The sequence below is a fragment of the Pseudomonas sp. GL-RE-26 genome (genome assembly GCF_019956275.1).
Classification (GTDB): domain Bacteria; phylum Pseudomonadota; class Gammaproteobacteria; order Pseudomonadales; family Pseudomonadaceae; genus Aquipseudomonas; species Aquipseudomonas grandcourensis.
The window spans coordinates 17,431-37,490 of the sequence record NZ_JAHBDI010000021.1 but is presented as its reverse complement, the minus strand read 5'-3'; the positions used below and the strand labels follow the sequence as shown (position 1 = coordinate 37,490).

General features: G+C 60.3%; 14 protein-coding genes. 13 read left to right on the top strand and 1 reads right to left on the bottom strand.

The genetic code is table 11. From position 1 onward, the window contains the following. The first annotated feature begins 130 nt into the window (after window positions 1–130). The 4 genes from rpmE to KGB07_RS14800 all read left to right on the top strand — a co-directional run bounded on the left by rpmE (window position 131) and on the right by KGB07_RS14800 (window position 3,770). Window positions 131–349: a 50S ribosomal protein L31 gene (gene rpmE / locus KGB07_RS14815; RefSeq protein WP_008047849.1), complete on the top strand. Its 219-nt coding sequence runs from the start codon at window positions 131–133 to the stop codon at window positions 347–349. Between the two features lie 35 nt (window positions 350–384). Beyond that, the gene (locus KGB07_RS14810; RefSeq protein ID WP_046039636.1) at window positions 385–1,173 is read left to right on the top strand and encodes a thermonuclease family protein; all 789 of its coding nucleotides are present in this window, start codon (window positions 385–387) and stop codon (window positions 1,171–1,173) included. A gap of 182 nt (window positions 1,174–1,355) precedes the next feature. Beyond that, window positions 1,356–2,624, top strand: coding sequence for a malic enzyme-like NAD(P)-binding protein (locus tag KGB07_RS14805; RefSeq protein ID WP_046039637.1), 1,269 nt, complete (start codon window positions 1,356–1,358; stop codon window positions 2,622–2,624). 123 nt (window positions 2,625–2,747) lie between these two features. After that, on the top strand, window positions 2,748–3,770 hold the full coding sequence (locus tag KGB07_RS14800) for an IS110 family transposase (protein ID WP_223465779.1): 1,023 nt from the start codon (window positions 2,748–2,750) through the stop codon (window positions 3,768–3,770). 346 nt (window positions 3,771–4,116) lie between these two features. On the opposite strand, the gene KGB07_RS14795 is transcribed toward KGB07_RS14800, so the two are convergent. After that, window positions 4,117–6,558 (bottom strand): penicillin-binding protein 1A, encoded by a 2,442-nt coding sequence (locus tag KGB07_RS14795; protein ID WP_404942353.1) that lies wholly within the window; start codon window positions 6,556–6,558, stop codon window positions 4,117–4,119. A 217-nt stretch (window positions 6,559–6,775) separates the two neighbouring features. Between KGB07_RS14795 and KGB07_RS14790 the strand changes: the two genes are divergently transcribed. The 9 genes from KGB07_RS14790 (at window position 6,776) to gltB (ending at window position 19,971) form a co-directional block, all read left to right on the top strand. Next, the gene (locus tag KGB07_RS14790; protein WP_046039641.1) at window positions 6,776–7,840 is read left to right on the top strand and encodes a pilus assembly protein PilM; all 1,065 of its coding nucleotides are present in this window, start codon (window positions 6,776–6,778) and stop codon (window positions 7,838–7,840) included. Then, window positions 7,840–8,406 (top strand): PilN domain-containing protein, encoded by a 567-nt coding sequence (locus tag KGB07_RS14785; protein WP_046039643.1) that lies wholly within the window; start codon window positions 7,840–7,842, stop codon window positions 8,404–8,406. Before KGB07_RS14790 ends, KGB07_RS14785 begins: the two co-directional genes overlap by 1 nt. After that, window positions 8,403–9,026, top strand: coding sequence for a type 4a pilus biogenesis protein PilO (locus tag KGB07_RS14780; protein WP_046039645.1), 624 nt, complete (start codon window positions 8,403–8,405; stop codon window positions 9,024–9,026). The genes KGB07_RS14785 and KGB07_RS14780 overlap by 4 nt, the downstream gene beginning before the upstream one ends. Further along, a complete protein-coding gene (locus KGB07_RS14775) occupies window positions 9,023–9,550 on the top strand; it encodes a pilus assembly protein PilP (RefSeq protein ID WP_046039648.1) in 528 nt (175 codons plus the stop codon). The genes KGB07_RS14780 and KGB07_RS14775 overlap by 4 nt, the downstream gene beginning before the upstream one ends. A 13-nt stretch (window positions 9,551–9,563) precedes the next feature. Further along, window positions 9,564–11,633, top strand: a complete 2,070-nt coding sequence (pilQ, locus tag KGB07_RS14770; protein ID WP_046039650.1) for a type IV pilus secretin PilQ — start codon at window positions 9,564–9,566, stop codon at window positions 11,631–11,633. A gap of 4 nt (window positions 11,634–11,637) precedes the next feature. Beyond that, window positions 11,638–12,156: a shikimate kinase AroK gene (aroK, locus tag KGB07_RS14765; RefSeq protein WP_046039652.1), complete on the top strand. Its 519-nt coding sequence runs from the start codon at window positions 11,638–11,640 to the stop codon at window positions 12,154–12,156. A 151-nt stretch (window positions 12,157–12,307) separates the two neighbouring features. After that, complete coding sequence (gene aroB, locus KGB07_RS14760; protein WP_223465767.1) at window positions 12,308–13,408, top strand: 3-dehydroquinate synthase; 1,101 nt, start codon at window positions 12,308–12,310, stop codon at window positions 13,406–13,408. Between the two features lie 10 nt (window positions 13,409–13,418). Further along, the gene (locus KGB07_RS14755; protein ID WP_223465766.1) at window positions 13,419–15,020 is read left to right on the top strand and encodes an AAA family ATPase; all 1,602 of its coding nucleotides are present in this window, start codon (window positions 13,419–13,421) and stop codon (window positions 15,018–15,020) included. 505 nt (window positions 15,021–15,525) lie between these two features. Continuing rightward, window positions 15,526–19,971: a glutamate synthase large subunit gene (gene gltB, locus KGB07_RS14750; protein ID WP_046039656.1), complete on the top strand. Its 4,446-nt coding sequence runs from the start codon at window positions 15,526–15,528 to the stop codon at window positions 19,969–19,971. The last annotated feature ends 89 nt before the right edge of the window (window positions 19,972–20,060 follow it).

Genomic DNA, 20,060 nt, shown 5'->3' with positions numbered 1-20,060 from the left:
GAGCCTAGCAGACGACCGGTTTGAGGGACAGCTTGCGTGAATGGGATTGTCTGGTAGAATCCGCGGCCTAATTACGTGCGGTATTCAACAATAGTGTTGGGTGGCGGCACGCTAGCCTGAGGAAGACACCATGAAAGCTGATATCCATCCAGAATACCCAGCAGTTGCTGTTACCTGCAGCTGCGGCAACAAGTTCGAAACCCGTTCGACCTTCGGCAAAGCCCTGGCGATCGACGTTTGCAACGAATGCCACCCGTTCTACACCGGTAAGCAGAAGACTCTGGACACTGGCGGCCGCGTTCAGCGCTTCGCCGACCGTTTCGGTGCTTTCGGCGCGAAAAAGGCCTAAGGCCAATCAACTTGGGAAGCCGTTCCGGTTTTTCCATGCTGATGAAAAAGGCGTCCCTCGCGGGCGCCTTTTTTATGTCCGCGATTTGGCTATCCAGCGCCCAGGCGTTTTGCCCGGCGCCAAGCGGCCTGACGCCCGTCGCGGTGCAGCGGGTGGTGGACGGCGACACCCTGCGCCTGAGCGATGGCCGCAGCGTGCGCATGATCGGCTTGAACACACCGGAGCTAGGCAAGAGTGGCCGCTCCGACGAACCGTTCGCCGTGGTCGCGCGCAAGCGACTCGAAGCCCTGGTGGCGGCGAGTGACGGGCAGGTTGGTTTGCTGCCCGGCAAAGAAAGCAAAGACCATTACGGCCGCACCCTGGCCCATGTCTACGGTGCCGATGGTGCCAACCTTGAAGCGCAAATGCTCGCCGAAGGCCTGGGGTTTCAGGTGGCCGTGGCGCCGAATGTCGATCTGGTTACCTGTCAGCAAGCCGCAGAAAGCAGCGCTCGGCAGGCCGGGCTCGGTGTGTGGCGCCAGTCTCCTGTACTGAAAGCGGATCAGATCAATGCTTCCGGTTTCGCCGTGCTCAGCGGTCGTGTGAGCAAGGTGCAACGCAATCGCGGCGGGGTTTGGATCGAATTGCAGGATTCAGTTGTATTGAAGGTTGCGCCCAATCTGCTGGGGCGGTTCGATGCAGCCTCGCTGGAAAGGCTCGAAGGCAAGCAGATCGAGGCGCGCGGTTGGGTGCTGGATCGTTCGCGACGTGGCGGACTGAAAGAAGGTCAGGCGCGCTGGATGTTGCCCTTGACCGACCCGGCGATGCTTCAAGTCGTGCAGTGATTAAAAGTTGTAGACATTTTTTCTATCGATTGTGAACAGTAGATCCCTTGTGTTCCGCGGCTCTTGGCCCAAAGTCGTAGGGCCGGGCGCTTGACAGGGGTGACCGGTCAGTCTTGTGGGGACTTTGCGAGGCGCGTATCCTCGCTGACCAGTCTGTCCAACAGTAAAAGCGGAATGCCAAAATGTCTGATCTGAAAACTGCCGCTCTCGAATATCACGCCAATCCTCGTCCAGGGAAGCTGAGTGTCGAGCTCACCAAGGCCACTGCTACCGCTCGCGACCTGTCGCTGGCCTACAGCCCGGGCGTAGCCGAACCAGTCCGTGAGATCGCCCGCGATCCTGAACTGGCCTACAAGTACACCGGCAAAGGCAACCTGGTTGCAGTCATTTCCGATGGCACCGCGATTCTCGGTCTGGGTAACCTCGGCCCATTGGCTTCCAAGCCAGTGATGGAAGGTAAAGGCGTACTGTTCAAGCGCTTCGCCGGCATCGACGTTTTCGACATCGAAGTCGACTCCGAAAGCCCGCAAGCCTTCATCGACACCGTCAAGCGCATCTCCATCACCTTCGGTGGCATCAACCTGGAAGACATCAAGGCACCAGAGTGCTTTGAAATCGAACGCGCTCTGATCGAGCAGTGCGATATTCCGGTATTCCACGATGACCAGCACGGCACCGCTATCGTGACCGCCGCCGGCATGATCAACGCCCTGGAAATCGCTGGCAAAACCCTGCCGGAAGCCAAGATCGTCTGCCTGGGTGCCGGCGCTGCCGCTATCTCCTGCATGAAGTTGCTGGTGAGCATGGGCGCCAACATCGAAAACATCTACATGGTCGACCGTACCGGCGTGATCCACTCCGGCCGTGACGACCTGAACCAGTACAAGGCTGTGTTCGCTCACGCGACCGACAAGCGCACCCTGGCTGAAGCCCTGCAAGGTGCTGACGTGTTCGTTGGCCTGTCCGGCCCGAACCTGCTGAGCGCTGAAGGCCTGCTGGCGATGGCGCCGAACCCGATCGTGTTCGCCTGCTCCAACCCTGATCCGGAAATTTCCCCGGAGCTGGCGCACGCTACCCGTAGCGACGTGATCATGGCCACCGGTCGTTCCGACTACCCGAACCAGGTCAACAACGTACTGGGCTTCCCGTTCATCTTCCGTGGTGCTCTGGACGTTCGCGCCAAGCGCATCAACGAAGAAATGAAAGTGGCTGCGGCCAATGCCCTGCGTGAACTGGCCAAGCTGCCAGTACCTCAGGAAGTGTGCGACGCCTACGGCGGTGTCAAGCTGGAATTCGGTCGTGAGTACATCATTCCGAAGCCAATGGATGCCCGTCTGATCACCCTGATCTCCGATGCCGTGGCCAAAGCCGCGATCGAGACTGGTGTGGCGACCCTGCCGTATCCGAAGAACTACCCGCTCAAAAGCGTGGATGATGTGTTCAACGGATAAAAGCAGTCGCCCATAAAAACCCCCAGCCAAGTGCTGGGGTTTAATGAGATGGTCAGCCTGACCGAGAAGCCCTGCAGGTTTACGCTTGCAGGGCTTTTCTCGTTTTCGGGCGGAGGATCTCTCATGAACACGATGACACTTCTCGGTATCGACATTGGCAAACACAGTTTCCACCTGCATGGCCAGGACGCCAGAGGCCATCAGGTATTGCGCAAAAAAACCAACCGCAGCCAGTTGCTCAGCACATTGGCCCAACTGCCAGCCTGCACGGTGGTGATGGAGTCCTGCGGCGGCGCCCACTGGCTGGCTCGACAGATCGGTGCATTGGGCCACGAGGTGAAGCTGATCGCCCCGCAGTACGTCAAACCGTTCGTCAAAGGCAACAAAAACGACTTCATTGATGCCGAAGCGATTTGCGAGGCGGCGAGCCGCCCCGCGATGCGCTTCTGCTCGATCAAAACCGAAGAGCAGCAAACGCTTTCAGCCCTGCACCGTGTTCGTGATTCATTGATTGGCCATCGCACCGAGGCGACTAATCAGATCCACGGTTTTCTGTTGGAGTTCGGGATCAGCCTGCCTGTTGGGGTCACTGCGTTGCACCGCGTGCCAGCGTTGCTGGATGACCCACAACACCCGGTTCCATTGCGCCTCAAGGGCCTGGTGATGCGCCTCTATTATCAAATCCAACAGCTTAATGATGAAATCAAGGACATCGAGTCCGGCTTGAAGCAGCAGTTGGAAGAAGACGATGCCGCGCGTCGCTTGCAGAGTATTCCAGGCATCGGCCCGATTACTGCCAGCGCGCTGCTGGCGGATATAGGGGACGCATCGAATTATCGCAGTGGACGTGATTTCGCGGCTTCGTTGGGGTTGGTGCCGAAGCAGCATTCAACCGGCGGAAAGACAGTGCTGCTGGGGATTACAAAACGCGGCGATAAGCACATACGCCGGCTACTGGTGCAGGGTGCGCGGGCCATCATGCAACATATCGACAAGCGTGAAGACGCCCTTGGACCTTGGGTTCGAGAGCTGCTGACGCGTCGCCACTCCAATGTCGTCGCGTGCGCGCTGGCGAACAAACTGGCGCGAATCGTGTGGGCGGTACTGGCCAAAGGCGGCCAGTACGACCCACATCCGAACGCTTGAACGTACAGCTTTGCCACCGGCTTTTGCGACGTCACTGACTGATGACAGTAAACGGCAAACGGCCCGACTGAGAACCTGGCAATAAAATCAGCTTTAGAGGCTGAGGGTTTTTTCAGGACAGTCGGGAGCGGCTACTCATCGAGGGCCGAGCGTTGTTACAGCAACGCTCACAACGAGCCCGGATACATTAGCGCAAGCCAGCTTTACCGAAAACAGCCTATGGGGTTGCAGGAGATGGGCTGACCATACATTTTATGGGCTCAAAGCGGCAAGTTACAAGCTGCAAGTTAAAAGCAGGTGCGGGCCACTAGCTTCCTCTTGTGGCTTGCAGCTTGCAGCTGCTGCTCTAGAACAAATCGATCGGCGCCGCTTCATCCGCTGGCAGCGGGCTGCCAGGTGCCAGGCCGTTGCCCAGTTCGTTCCCCGACGGTGGCGTATCTTCGACCTTGAACAGTTCGAAGTAGGCCCCAGGCGTGCCCGGGCTGGCCGCGCGGCCGCTGATCGGGTCGACTCGCAGGCTGAGGATGCCTTCGGGCTCCGGTTGCGTATGTGGCGGTTTGCCTTTGAGCGCGGCGCCCATGTAGTTCATCCAGATCGGCAACGCGACGGTGCCGCCAAATTCCTTGCGACCCAGGCTTTCCGGTTGATCGAAACCGGTCCACACGGTCGTCACGTAATCGGCGTTGTAGCCGGAGAACCAGGCGTCCTTGGATTCGTTGGTCGTACCGGTCTTGCCGGCAATGTCAGGGCGGCCCAAGGCCAGTGCACGACGACCGGTGCCGAGCTTGATCACGTCCTCAAGCATGCTGTTGAGGATGTACGTGGTGCGCCCGTCAACGATGCGTTCGGCCACGGCGGGTGCTTGTGGCGCCTGCGTAGCACCCGGGGCTTCGCCCTGCGTTGCGTTGACCGTGAAGGCTTGAGGGGCGCTTGGCGCGGCAATGCCATCGCTGGCGGCGCCGCCCTGAGGCACGGTCGGCGGGTTGGCGACGAACAGCGTGTCGCCGTTGCGGCTTTCGATCTTGTCGATGATGAACGGGGTGATCTTGTAGCCGCCGTTGGCGAAGGTGCTCCAGCCAGTGGCGATTTCCATTGGCGTCAGGGTCGCGGTGCCCAGCGCCAGGGACAGGTTGGGTGGCAGGTCCTGTTTGTTGAAACCGAAGCGCGTGATGTAGTCGATGGTCTTGCCGACGCCCATCGCTTGCAGCAAGCGGATCGACACCAGGTTGCGCGACTTGTACAGCGCTTCACGCAGGCGAATCGGGCCGAGGAAGGTGTTGGTGTCGTTCTTCGGACGCCAGACCTTGTCCAGGTACTCGTCGACGAACACGATCGGTGCGTCGTTCACCAGGCTGGAGGCGGTGTAGCCGTTATCCAGTGCGGCGGCGTAGACGAACGGTTTGAAGCTCGAGCCCGGCTGGCGCTTGGCCTGCAATGCGCGGTTGTAGTTGCTCTGCTCGAAGGCGAAACCGCCGACCAGCGAACGAATGGCGCCGTTCTGTGGGTCCAGGGACACCAGTGCGCCCTGGGCTTGCGGGATCTGGCTGAACTTGAGCGAATTGTCCGGCTGACGCTGCACGCGAATCAGGTCACCGACCTGGGCCACGTCCGAGGGTTGTTTCGGGTTGGCGCCCATGCTGTTGGTATTCAGGAACGGCCGGGCCCACTTCATGGTGTCCCAGTTCACGTGTTCCTGGCCGGTGCGGGTCAGCACTTGCAGGCCGTTCTTGTCGACCTGGGTCACGATGGCCGGTTCCAGGCCGCTGATGGTGCGTTGTTTGGTCAGCTCGGTTGCCCAGGCTTCGCGAGTCTTGCCTGGCAGTCGCGAGTCAGGCCCGCGATAGCCGTGACGCTGGTCGTAGGTCATCAGGCCTTCGTGGACCGCGGTGTTGGCCAGTTCCTGGAGGTCGCTCGGCACCGTGGTGGTGACGCGGAAGCCTTCGGTATACGCGTCGCTGCCATAACGTCCGACCATTTCGGCGCGGGCCATTTCGGCGATGTACGGGGCGTTCACTTCCGGCGTCGGCACGTGATAGCTGGCGTTCAGCGGCTCGTTGACTGCAGTGGTGTAGTCGGCCTCGCTGATTTTTCCGAGCTTGTACATGCGGCCCAGGATCCAGTCGCGGCGCTCCTTGCTGCGCGCCGGGTTGGCCAGCGGGTTGAAGCGCGACGGCGCCTTGGGCAGGCCGGCGATCATCGCCATCTGCGCCAGGCTGACATCGCGGATCGATTTGCCGTAATAGACCTGCGCCGCCGCCTCGATGCCGTAGGCACGGTTACCCAGATAGATCTTGTTGACGTACAGCTCGAGGATCTCGTCCTTGGTCAGCTGGCGTTCGATCTGCAGAGCCAGGAGGATTTCGGTGGTCTTGCGCGAAAAGCTGCGTTCGCTGGACAGGAAGAAGTTCTTCGCCACCTGCATGGTGATCGTGCTGCCGCCGGACTGGATGTGTCCGCTTTTGACCAGCTGGGTCGCGGCACGCATCAGGCTGCTCGGATCGACGCCATAGTGGTTGGCGAAATTGTCGTCTTCAGCACTTAGTAACGCATTGATGAAGTTGGGGGGAATGTCGGCGAAACGGATCGGTGTACGGCGCATTTCGCCAAATTCTGCGATCAACTTGTTATCGCTGCTGTAGACCCGCAAAGGGATCTGCAACTGGATGCTTCTCAGCGCCTCCACGGACGGAAGTCCGGGACTAAGGTAGAGGTACGCCCCGCTCAGACCCAGAAGGAGTCCGCAGAAAACCGCGACGATGGACCAACCGAAAAACTTCAGCAGACGAATCAAGGCTTTTGGATATCCAGGGTAAAAAATGAATTGGGCAACAGGGTTCAGGCTAAATGAGAACGACCCGCGCTTGAGCAAATGCGGAAAAAAACGCTGGGCATTATAAGCATTTTTCTGATCGGGAGCGTGGCTGGCGCTGCTGTCAAGACGGGCGGATTGAACGCAATGGACATTGCAGAGTCCGTAACTCACGGAAAGTCATAGGGAATTGGTAGTGCCAGGACTCTTCAACAAAAAATCCAATACGCTGCTGGGCATCGATATCAGCTCCACCTCGGTAAAACTTCTGGAGTTGAGCCGTCAGGGTGAGCGTTTTCGAGTCGAGGCGTATGCGGTCGAGCCGTTGCCGATCGGCGCGGTGATCGAAAAGAATATCGCCGAGCTCGAAGGCGTGGGGCTGGCCCTTGCGCGTGCGCTGGCCAAGGCCAGAACCGGCCTCAAGAACGTGGCCGTGGCCGTGGCGGGCTCGGCGGTGATCACCAAGACCATCGAGATGGAGGCCGGTCTATCCGAGGACGAGATGGAAAGCCAGCTGAAGATCGAGGCTGACCAGTACATTCCTTATCCCCTGGACGAAGTTGCGATCGACTTTGAAGTCCAGGGCACCTCCGGACGCAATCCCGAGCGCGTCAACGTGCTGCTCGCCGCTTGTCGCAAGGAAAATGTCGAAGTCCGCGAGGCGGCCCTGGCCCTGGCGGGGCTGACCGCCCGTGTGGTCGATGTCGAAGCCTACGCGCTGGAGCGTTCATTCGAATTGCTGGCCAGCCGGCTCACGGTTTCCGGGGAACCTTCGACGGTTGCAGTGGTGGACATCGGCGCCACCATGACCACCCTGAGCGTGCTGCACAACGGGCGGATCATCTACACCCGCGAGCAACTGTTCGGCGGACGGCAGTTGACCGAGGAAATCCAGCGTCGCTATGGCCTGACGCTGGAGCAGGCGGGGTTGGCGCAAAAAAAGGGCGGTCTGCCGGGTGACTATGCCGGTGAGGTCTTGCAGCCATTTTGCGAGGCGCTGGTGCAGCAGGTGTCGCGCTCGTTGCATTTCTTCTTTGCCTCCGGCCAGTACAGCGCCGTCGACCATGTCCTGTTGGCCGGCGGTACCGCGTCGATCCCGGGGCTGGACCGTTTGATCGAGCAGCAATTGGGCACGCCGACCCAGGTCGCGAACCCTTTTTGCGAAATGACTCTGGGCAGCAAGGTCAATGGTGCTGCCCTGGCGAGTGATGCCCCGGCGTTGATGATCGCCTGCGGTCTGGCCCTCAGGAGCTTCGACTGATGGCACGGATCAACCTTTTACCCTGGCGCGAGGAGCGGCGTGAAGTTCGCCGCAAGCGCTTCCTGCTGGTCCTGGTGGCGGCAATGGTGGGTGCGATGGGTGCGGTGCTGGTCGCGAACCAGGTCATCAGCGGTGCCATCGACCGGCAAGTCGCCCGTAACGATTACATCGGCAAGCAAGTCGCCGTGATCGATGAACGGATCACCCAGATCAATGATCTCAAGGCGCGTCGTCAGCAATTGGTCGAGCGCATGGATGTCATCCAGGACCTGCAAGGTAATCGCCAAATCAGCGGGCGGATATTTGACCAGTTAGCGCGAGCCCTGCCCGATGGCGTGTATTTCACCGAGGTGAAAATGAGCGCAAAGACCTTGTCCATCACCGGCGCTGCTCAATCCAACAACCGTGTTTCAGAATTGATGCGCAACCTCGAGGCATCAGACTGGTTCGATGCGCCGAGCCTGACCGAAGTCAAGGCCAGGGCTGCGGGTCAGGTGGAGCAGGCCAACGTCTTCCAGTTGACCGTTCGCCAGACTCAGCCCGCAAAACCGGAGGAGGGCAAATGAGCCTGTCCGAATGGTTCGAAGGGCTGCGCGAGATCGACATCAATGACCTGGATACCAGCAACATGGGTTCCTGGCCGCCGGCGATCAAGTTTCTGGTGGCTGGTTTGCTCGTGCTTCTGGTGATGACCTTTGGCTATAGCTTTTCCACCCGCGACCTTGTGAGCCAGCTCGATCTCAAGCGCGAGGAAGAGTCGACTCTCAAGGAGCAGTTCGCCGGCAAAGCCCGCATGGCGGCAAATCTGGATCTCTACACCCAGCAGTTGAAGGAGATGGAGAACGCCTTCGACGTACTGCTGCGACAACTGCCCAGCGACACCGAAGTGCCCGGCTTGCTGGAAGACATCACGCGTACGGGCCTCGGCAGCGGCCTGGAGTTTGAAGAGATCAAGTTGCTGCCGGAGGTCGCCCAGCCGTTCTACATCGAACTGCCGATCCAGATCACAGTCACCGGGGATTACCACGACCTGGCCACCTTCGTCAGTGGTGTGGCCGGGTTGCCGCGAATCGTCACCTTGCACGATTTCGACCTTGCCCCCGTCAGCCCCAAGGGTGGCCCGAAGCTGCGCTTGATCATCCTCGCCAAGACCTACCGCTACAACGACAAGGGACAGCATCAATGAGCCCGGCACGTTGTTTTTCGGTGGTGGTGTTGCTGTCTGCCCTGTCCGGTTGTGGCGCAGGTGATGACTACACCGATCTGGACGCGTACATGAACGAAATGCGCCTGCACGGGCCGGGGAAGATTGAACCAACGCCGGTATTCCAGTCTCACCCGGCATTCACTTACAACGCGACGAATCTGCGTAGCCCGTTTTCGCCGCAGATCAGCACTGATCTGGTAGCCCGGCGGCGGGGTTCGCATGACGTCAAACCCGACCCGGGTCGGGTCAGGCAGTACCTCGAAGGCTTCAACATCGAGCAGTTTGAAATGGTCGGCACCCTTTCCAATGCAACGGGCTCCTATGCCCTGTTGCGCGGGGCGGGTGGGGTGCACCGGCTGAAAGTCGGCGATTACCTGGGGCGTAACGACGGACGGATCGTTGCGATCAGCGGCTCTCAAGTCGATGTGGTTGAAATTGTCCCTGATGGTCAGGGGGCGTGGCTGGAGCGCCCCCGGACCATTTCCTTGAAAGAGCACTCATAGTGGAACTCCAATAATGAACAGGATTCTTTCCACCGTCGGCCTTTCGCTATGGATAGCGTTGTTGTCGCCGATGGTGCAAGCGGCCAATCTCAAGGCGCTGGATGTCGCTGCGCTGCCGGGTGACCGTGTCGAGTTGAAGTTGTCATTCGATGCACCGCCCCCGGTGCCCCACGGCTACACGACGGATTCGCCGGCCCGGATTGCCCTGGATTTGCCGGGTGTCACCAGTCAGTTGGCCAGCAAGACTCGCGATCTCGGCAGTGGAAATGCCCGTAGTGCGACGGTGGTGGAAGCCCGGGACCGTACGCGATTGATCATCAACCTGACCCAGCCGGCCCCGTATGACTCGCGAATTGAAGGCAACAATTTGCTGGTAGTTGTCGGCCAGGGAGTCAAACCGTCGACATCCAGGCCGGCGGTTACCGCAACGTCGGTCCCGGCACGAGCCGCCGCGACGGCAGGCAAGGCCATTCGGGGGGTGGATTTCCAGCGGGGAACCCAGGGCGAAGGCAACGTGGTGATCGATTTGTCGGATCCATCGATTGCGCCCGACATACAAGAGCGCGAGGGCAAGATCATCGTCGGGTTTGCCAAAACCCGATTGCCCGAGCCATTGCGCGTGCGTCTGGACGTGAAGGATTTCGCCACGCCAGTGCAGTTCGTCAATGCCAGCGCGAGCGGAGATCGAGCCGTCATCAGCATTGAGCCCGGCGGCACGTTCGATTACTCGACCTATCAGACTGACAATAAGCTCACGGTCAGCGTTCGCCCGGCGACGGTCGACGAGCTGCAAAAGCGCAATGTCGGGCAACAGGCCTACAGCGGCGAGAAGCTATCGCTGAATTTCCAGGACATCGATGTGCGCTCGGTGCTGCAGCTGATCGCCGATTTCACCAACCTCAATCTGGTGGCCAGCGACACGGTCCAGGGGGGAATTACCCTGCGCCTGCAGAACGTACCGTGGGATCAGGCGCTGGATCTGGTGCTGAAAACCAAGGGGCTGGACAAGCGCAAGGTCGGCAATGTCCTGCTTGTTGCGCCGGCCGATGAAATTGCTGCCCGTGAGCGTCAGGAGCTCGAATCACAGAAGCAGATTGCCGATCTGGCGCCGTTGCGTCGGGAGCTGTTGCAGGTCAATTACGCCAAGGCGGCGGACATCGCCAAGCTCTTCCAGTCGGTGACCAGTGCCGAAGCGAAACCCGACGAACGGGGGTCGATCACCGTCGATGAGCGCACCAACAACATCATTGCCTACCAGACCCAGGACCGGCTGGACGAGCTGCGCAGGATTGTCACGCAACTGGATATCCCGGTGCGTCAGGTGATGATCGAGGCGCGCATTGTCGAGGCCAACGTCGACTATGACAAAAGCCTCGGGGTGCGCTGGGGCGGCTCGATACAGAACAAGGGCAACTGGAACACCTCCGGCGTCAGCAACGGACTCAATGGGTCATCGACCATCGGAACGCTCGGCAGTACCAGCACCAATTCGCCGTTCGTCGACATGGGTGTAGCCAACAATACCTCGGGAATCGGCATCGCGTTCATCACCGATAACGTCTTGCTGGACCTGGAGCTGACGGCCATGGAAAAAACCGGCAACGGGGAAATCGTCTCGCAGCCCAAGGTGGTCACGTCCGACAAGGAAACCGCGAAAATCCTCAAGGGCACCGAGATTCCCTATCAGGAGGCCAGTTCCAGCGGCGCGACTTCGGTGTCGTTCAAGGAGGCTTCGCTTTCGCTGGAGGTGACGCCGCAGATCACGCCCGACAACCGGATCATCATGGAGGTCAAGGTCACCAAGGACGAGCCGGATTACCTCAACAAGGTCCAGGATGTACCGCCCATCAAGAAAAACGAAGTCAACGCCAAGGTCTTGGTCAACGATGGCGAGACCATCGTCATTGGCGGCGTTTTCTCAAATACTCAGAGCAAGGTTGTAGATAAGGTGCCATTTCTTGGCGATGTGCCGTATCTTGGCCGCCTTTTCCGGCGTGATGTGGTTTCGGAGAAAAAATCCGAGCTGTTGGTATTCCTCACTCCGCGTATCATGAATAATCGGGCGATTGCTGTGAGTCATTGATTCTGTGCGAAATTTGATTCTTGTTGGACCGATGGGTGCTGGAAAAAGCACCATCGGCCGGTTGCTGGCCAAAGAGCTGCGCCTGCCATTCAAAGATTCCGATAAGGAAATTGAATTGCGCACGGGCGCCAATATCCCTTGGATCTTCGATAAGGAAGGCGAACCGGGCTTTCGTGATCGCGAGCAGGCAATGATTGCCGAGCTGTGCGATTGCGACGGTGTGGTGCTGGCGACAGGCGGGGGCGCGGTCATGCGCGAAGCCAATCGTCGGGCACTGCATGCCGGTGGGCGAGTGGTTTATCTGCATGCGTCGGTCGAGCAGCAGGTCGGTCGCACGTCCCGCGACCGCAACCGGCCACTGTTGCGTACCGCCGATCCGGCCAAGACCCTTCGGGATCTATTGGAGATCCGCGATCCGCTATATCGGGAAATTGCCGACCTGGTGGTCGAAACCGATGAGCGGCCCCCACGAATGGTCGTACTCGATATTCTAGAGCGTCTGCAGCAGTTGCCACCCCGTTAAAGCGCCGCGCGAAATGCGCTATCCTCGGCGTCTCGCCATGACCGCTCAAGGTTGTGGCGGATGGCTACCGAACGGCGTCACACCAGCGGAGGCCGTGGATATTCGTTAACTCAGGGCAGAACGCCTGATTCCATCTTCACTGTGGGGACACATGCAGACACTCAAGGTCGATCTAGGCGAGCGCAGCTACCCGATTCATATTGGCGAAGGTTTGTTGGATCAGCCCGAGCTGCTGGCCCCGCACATTCGCGGACGGCAAGTAGCGATCATCTCCAACGAGACTGTTGCGCCGCTCTATCTCGAGCGTCTGACCCGCAGCCTGGCGCAGTTCTCGGTGATTTCCGTGGTACTGCCCGACGGCGAAGCCTTCAAGACCTGGGAAACCCTGCAGCTGATTTTCGACGGTCTGCTGACCGCCCGGCATGACCGCCGTACCACGGTGATCGCCCTCGGTGGCGGTGTGATCGGTGACATGGCCGGCTTTGCCGCCGCCTGCTACCAGCGCGGCGTCGATTTCATCCAGGTTCCGACCACGCTGCTGTCGCAGGTCGACTCCTCGGTGGGCGGCAAGACCGGAATCAACCATCCGATGGGCAAGAACATGGTCGGCGCCTTCTATCAGCCGAACGTGGTGCTGATCGATACCGCCAGCCTCAATACCTTGCCGGCGCGCGAGCTGTCCGCCGGGCTGGCCGAAGTCATCAAGTACGGGCTGATCTGTGATGAGCCGTTCCTGACCTGGCTCGAAGACAATGTCGACCGCCTGCGCAATCTGGACCAGCAAGCCCTGACCTATGCCATCGAGCGCTCCTGCGCGGCGAAGGCGGCGGTGGTCGGTGCCGATGAGAAAGAGACGGGCGTTCGTGCCACCTTGAACCTGGGCCACACGTTTGGCCACGCCATCGAAACCCACATGGGCTATGGTGTATGGCTTCATGGTGAGGCAGTGGCTGCTGGCACTGTAATGGCGCTGGAAATGTCCGCGCGACTCGGCTGGATCAGCGAGCAGGAGCGTGATCGCGGCATTCGTCTGTTCCAGCGTGCGGGGCTGCCGGTCATTCCGCCGCAAGAGATGACAGAAGCCGATTTCCTCGAACACATGTCCATTGATAAAAAAGTGATCGACGGTCGTTTGCGCCTGGTGCTGCTGCGCCACATGGGCGAAGCGGTGGTGACCGACGATTATCCGAAAGAGGTTCTACAGGCCACGCTGGGGGCAGACTACCTCGCCCTGGCTCAGCTTAAAGGTTAATAAGAACACGATGACTAGTTTGCATGCCGACGAGGCTTTCCTCGGCCATTACCAGTTGAGTCATGACCCTTTTGCTCCACGGGTGCCTGGCTTCAAATTTTTCCCGGCCCAGCGCAAACCCGTGCTGGGACAACTGCATCACCTGGCCCGCTACAGCCAGTTGCTGCTGGTGGTCACCGGTCCCGAGGGCAGTGGCAAGACCCTGTTGCGTCAGGCCCTGGTCGCCAGCACCAACAAGCAATCGGTACAAAGTGTGGTGGTTTCTGCCCGCGGCGCCGGCGATGCGGCCGGTGTGCTGCGCCAGGTGGCCCAGGCGCTGAGCGTCGGCCAGGCTGATGCCGACGCGATTCTGGCACAGGTGGTGCAGCTTGCACTGACCGGCCAGGAAGTCTATCTGCTGGTCGATGACGCGGAACAACTCGACGAGTCCGCCCTTGAGGCTCTGATGGTCCTGGCTGCCGGCGCGCCTGAAGGCCGCCCGCATGTGTTCCTGTTCGGCGAGACCTCGATGATCGGTCAGCTAGAGGCTTTGCATCTCGAGGAAGAGCGCTTCCACGTCATCGAGCTGCAGCCCTACACCGAAGAAGAAACCCGCGAATATCTGGAGCAGCGGCTCGAAGGCGCGGGTCGCGGTATCGAACTTTTCACCGCGGATCAGATCTCTGATATTCACGAAAGCTCGGAAGGTTGGCCTGGCAGCATCAATCAGGTCGCCCGCGATGCAATGATCGAAGCCATGATCGCCAGCCGCTCAGCGGTCAAGCGTCCAAAAATGGGGTTCAATATGCCGAAGAAACACGTATTGGCGATTTCCGCCGTGGTCGTGGTCGCGGTAGCTGCCGCCTGGTTGATTCCAGGTCGCAACAAGGCACCGACCACCGGTGCGCCGTCCAATGAACAGGCGCAACTGCCGCTTGGCCAGGGCCAGCCAACCGCGAATGGCGGTGCTCCGGCCGTCGAGTTCGCCGGCAACACGCAGCCGATGCCATTGCCGTTGGTCGGTAACTCACAGCCGGTCATGCGCGCCCCGCTGGCTGAAGCCGCAGGCGGCATCACCGAAGGCGACGACGGCGTTCCGGTCGAGGGTTCCAGCGCTACGCCGCCGACGGTTACCACAACCGCACCTCCTGTGGGCGTTCCTGCCGGCCCTGCGCCGACACCGACACCGACACCAGCAGCCAAGCCGACGCCTGCGCCGACTCAGGTCGCCACCGCCAAGCCAGCGCCTGCTCCAGTGGCCAAGCCTGCTCCAGCGCCAGCCAAGCCAGCCGTTGCTGTGGCGGCCAAGCCAGCCGAGAAACCGGCTCCGGCGGCCAAGGCCGCTGGCGGTACCTGGTACGCCGGTCAGGCACCGGGCAACTACGTCGTACAGATCCTCGGCACCAGCTCCGAAACTGCCGCACAAAGCTTCGTCAAGGAGCAGGGCGGCGAGTACCGCTATTTCAAGAAAGTCCTCAATGGCAAGCCGCTTTACGTGATCACCTACGGCAACTTCGCCAATCGTGATGCAGCCGTTTCCGCCATCAAGGCCTTGCCAGCGAAGGTTCAGGCTGGTAAACCTTGGCCTCGCACTGTCGCCAGCGTCCAACAGGAACTGGCAACAACTCGCTGAAGATTCGGCGGCCTTACCCAGGCCGCCTCTCCAAGCACCTCAAAATTTCTACAAGTGCACGCCGCCTTCAGGGGCTGTTGGCACTTGCTGACGACCGCGACGCAGACCCATTTGGCGCTGGGCAAGGCGCGAGGAACGCAGTTTGGTTTTTCCAAATAAGTTCCGAGCAACGCTGCCCAGCGCCAAATGGGGCGCGTCCCTTCGGGTTGCGCGCCAACATCCCCTGCGGCTGCGTGCCTTGTGGTGTCTGCGTCACAGTAGTCTTTGAGTCGTTGCGGTCAAAATTAAAAAAAGTTTTGACTAGCACAGCAGATCGCTTTAAACCTTTCACAAATGCGACATAGATTTGCGACATTTCGTCGTCAAATTTGTGAGCCTCTGTGTCGGTGTGTACAATGACCTCCCTTTTGCCCCCGCAAAGCTGACGTACGTTCGGCGCGGTTGGTAAGTGGTTGAATTGAAAAGAAATTTGCTTCGCGAGAAGCAGCCTGGTGAGAAAGTGTCTATGAAAGCAGGTCTGTACCAACCAGATGAATTCAAGGATAACTGCGGTTTCGGCCTGATAGCCCATATGCAGGGCGAGCCCAGTCATACCCTTTTGCAAACGGCCATTGAGGCCCTGACCTGCATGACCCACCGCGGTGGGATTAATGCCGACGGCAAGACCGGTGACGGTTGCGGTCTGCTGATTCAAAAGCCGGACGTGTTCCTGCGAGCGATCGCCCAGGAAACCTTCGGCGTCGAAATGCCCAAGCAATACGCTGTGGGCATGGTCTTCTTCAACCAGGACCCGGTCAAAGCCGAAGCCGCTCGCGAGAACATGAACCGCGAAATCCTGGCCGCCGGTCTGCAACTGGTCGGCTGGCGCAAAGTGCCGATCGACACCAGCGTCCTCGGCCGCCTGGCCCTTGAGCGCCTGCCGCAGATCGAGCAGGTGTTCATCGGCGGTGAAGGCCTGAGCGATCAGGACATGGCCGTCAAGCTGTTCACCTCCCGTCGTCGCTCGTCCGTGGCCAACGCCGCCGACACCGACCACTACGTGTGCAGCTTTTCGCACAAGACCATCATTTATAAAGGCCTGATGATGCCGGCGGACTTGACCGCCTTCTATCCGGACCTGAGCGATGAGCGCCTGCAAACCTCGATTTGCGTGTTCCACCAGCGCTTCTCCACCAACACCCTGCCGAAATGGCCGCTGGCTCAACCGTTCCGCTTCCTGGCGCACAACGGCGAGATCAACACCATCACCGGCAACCGCAACTGGGCCGTGGCCCGTCGCACCAAGTTCACCAACGACCTGATGGATCTGGAAGAGCTCGGCCCGCTGGTCAACCGCGTGGGTTCCGACTCCTCCAGCATGGACAACATGCTCGAACTGATGGTCACCGGTGGCATCGACCTGTTCCGTGGCGTGCGGATGATCATTCCGCCTGCGTGGCAGAACGTCGAGACCATGGACCCGGATCTGCGTGCGTTCTACGAATACAACTCGATGCACATGGAGCCGTGGGACGGCCCGGCCGGCGTGGTAATGACCGATGGTCGTTACGCGGTGTGCCTGCTCGACCGTAACGGCCTGCGTCCGGCGCGTTGGGTCACCACCAAGAACGGCTTCATCACCCTGGCCTCGGAAATCGGTGTCTGGAACTACCAGCCTGAAGACGTGATCGCCAAGGGCCGTGTGGGCCCGGGCCAGATCTTTGCCGTGGACACCGAAACCGGTCAGATCCTCGACACCGATGCGATCGACAACCGCCTGAAGTCCCGTCATCCGTACAAGCAATGGCTGCGCAAGAATGCCCTGCGCATCCAGGCGACCATGGAAGACAACGACCACGGTTCGGCGTTCTACGATGTCGATCAGCTCAAGCAATATATGAAGATGTACCAGGTCACGTTCGAAGAGCGCGACCAGGTGCTGCGTCCGCTCGGTGAGCAAGGCTACGAAGCCGTGGGCTCGATGGGCGACGATACGCCGATGGCCGTGCTGTCCCAGCGCGTGCGCACGCCGTACGACTATTTCCGCCAGCAGTTCGCGCAGGTCACCAACCCGCCGATCGACCCGCTGCGTGAAGCCATCGTCATGTCGCTGGAAATCTGCCTCGGTGCCGAGCGCAACATCTTCCAGGAGTCGCCGGAACACGCTTCGCGCGTGATCCTCAGCTCGCCGGTCATTTCCCCGGCCAAGTGGCGCTCGCTGATGAACCTCGATCGTCCGGGCTTCGAGCGCGCGATCATCGACCTCAACTACGACGAGAGCGTCGGCCTGGAAGCGGCGATCCGCAACGTGGCCGATCAGGCTGAAGAAGCCGTGCGCGCCGGTCGTACCCAGGTCGTGCTGAGTGACCGTCACATTGCCCCAGGCAAGCTGCCGATCCACGCTTCGCTCGCCACCGGTGCGGTGCATCACCGCCTGACCGAGAAAGGCCTGCGTTGCGACTCCAACATCCTGGTGGAAACCGCGACCGCTCGCGATCCGCACCACTTCGCCGTGTTGATCGGTTTCGGCGCCTCTGCCGTTTATCCGTTCCTGGCCTACGAAGTGCTGGGCGACCTGATCCGTACCGGTGAAGTGCTGGGCGACCTCTACGAGGTGTTCAAGAACTACCGTAAAGGCATCACCAAAGGCCTGCTCAAGATCCTGTCGAAGATGGGTATCTCGACCATCACTTCGTACCGTGGTGCGCAGTTGTTCGAAGCCATCGGCCTGTCCGAGGAAGTTTGCAACCTGAGCTTCCGTGGCGTGCCAAGCCGCATCAAGGGTGCGCGTTTCGTCGACATCGAAGCCGAGCAGAAAGCCCTGGCCACCGAAGCCTGGAGCCCGCGCAAGCCGATCCAGCAGGGTGGATTGCTGAAGTTCGTCCATGGTGGCGAGTATCACGCGTACAACCCGGACGTGGTCAACACCCTGCAAGCCGCTGTGCAGCAGGGCGACTACAGCAAGTTCAAGGAATACACGTCGCTGGTGGACAACCGCCCGGTGTCGATGATCCGCGACCTGCTGAAAGTCAAAACCCTCGACACTCCATTGGACATCAGCGAGATCGAACCGCTGGAATCGGTGCTCAAGCGCTTCGACTCCGCCGGTATCTCCCTGGGCGCCCTGTCGCCGGAAGCTCACGAAGCCCTGGCCGAAGCCATGAACCGCCTCGGTGCGCGTTCCAACTCCGGTGAAGGCGGCGAAGACCCGGCGCGCTACGGCACCATCAAGAGCTCGAAAATCAAGCAGGTTGCCACCGGCCGTTTCGGTGTGACCCCGGAATACCTGGTCAACGCTGAAGTGCTGCAGATCAAGGTCGCCCAGGGCGCCAAGCCCGGCGAAGGTGGTCAGCTGCCAGGCGGCAAGGTCAACGGTCTGATCGCCAAGCTGCGTTACGCAGTACCAGGCGTGACCCTGATTTCGCCACCGCCGCACCATGACATCTATTCGATCGAAGACTTGTCGCAGCTGATTTTCGACCTGAAACAAGTCAACCCGAAGGCGCTGGTCTCGGTGAAGCTGGTAGCAGAAGCGGGCGTCGGCACCATCGCCGCCGGTGTGGCCAAGGCCTACGCGGACTTGATCACCATCTCCGGTTATGACGGTGGTACCGGTGCATCGCCACTGACCTCGATCAAGTACGCGGGCGCTCCGTGGGAACTCGGCCTTGCCGAAACCCACCAGACCCTGCGTGGCAACGACCTGCGCGGCAAGGTCCGTGTACAGACCGACGGCGGCCTGAAAACCGGCCTCGACGTGATCAAGGCGGCCATCCTCGGTGCTGAAAGCTTCGGCTTCGGCACCGCGCCAATGATCGCCCTGGGCTGCAAATACCTGCGCATCTGCCACCTGAACAACTGCGCCACCGGCGTCGCGACCCAGAACGAGAAGCTACGCAAGGATCACTACATCGGTACCGTCGACATGGTGGTGAATTTCTTCACCTACGTCGCCGAAGAAACCCGTGAGTGGCTGGCCAAGCTGGGCGTGCGCTCCCTCGAAGAGCTGATCGGCCGTACCGATCTGCTGGAAATCCTCGAAGGCCAGACCGCCAAGCAGCATCACCTGGACCTGACCCCGTTGCTGGGCAGCGACCACGTGCCGGCGGACAAGCCGCAGTTCTGTGGCGTTGAACGCAACCCGCCGTTCGACAAGGGCCTGCTGGCCGAGAAAATGGTCGACATGGCCACCTCGGCGATCAACGACCTGAGCGGCGCTGAATTCGCCCTGGATATCTGCAACTGCGACCGTTCCATCGGCGCACGGATCTCCGGCGAAATCGCGCGCAAGCACGGCAACCAGGGCATGGCCAACGCGCCGGTCACGTTCCGCTTCAAGGGCACTGCCGGTCAGAGCTTCGGCGTGTGGAACGCCGGTGGCCTGCACATGTACCTGGAAGGCGACGCCAACGACTACGTCGGCAAGGGCATGACCGGCGGCAAGCTGGTGATCGTTCCGCCGAAAGGTAGCGTCTACCGCACCCAGGACAGTGCCATCATCGGTAACACCTGCCTGTACGGCGCCACTGGCGGCAAGCTGTTCGCCGCCGGCACCGCGGGCGAGCGTTTCGCCGTGCGTAACTCCGGTGCCCACACCGTCGTGGAAGGCACTGGCGATCACTGCTGCGAGTACATGACCGGTGGTTTCGTCTGCGTATTGGGCAAGACCGGTTACAACTTCGGCTCTGGCATGACCGGCGGTTTCGCCTACGTGCTCGACCAGGACAACACCTTCGTTGACCGGGTCAACCACGAACTGGTGGAAATCCAGCGGATCAGCGGCGAGGCGATGGAAGCCTACCGCAGCCACCTGCAACGCGTGCTGAACGAGTACGTCGAGGAAACCGACAGCGAGTGGGGTCGTGAACTCGCCGAGAACCTCGATGATTACTTGCGTCGTTTCTGGCTAGTCAAACCTAAGGCGGCGAGCTTGAAATCTCTGCTCTCCAGTACTCGTGCGAATCCGCAGTAACGACGCAGCTGCAAGCGGCAAGCTTCAAGCCGCAAGTTAACAGCAGTGCGCGTTGTGCCTGCCACCGTGATTGTCTTGCAGCTTGAAGC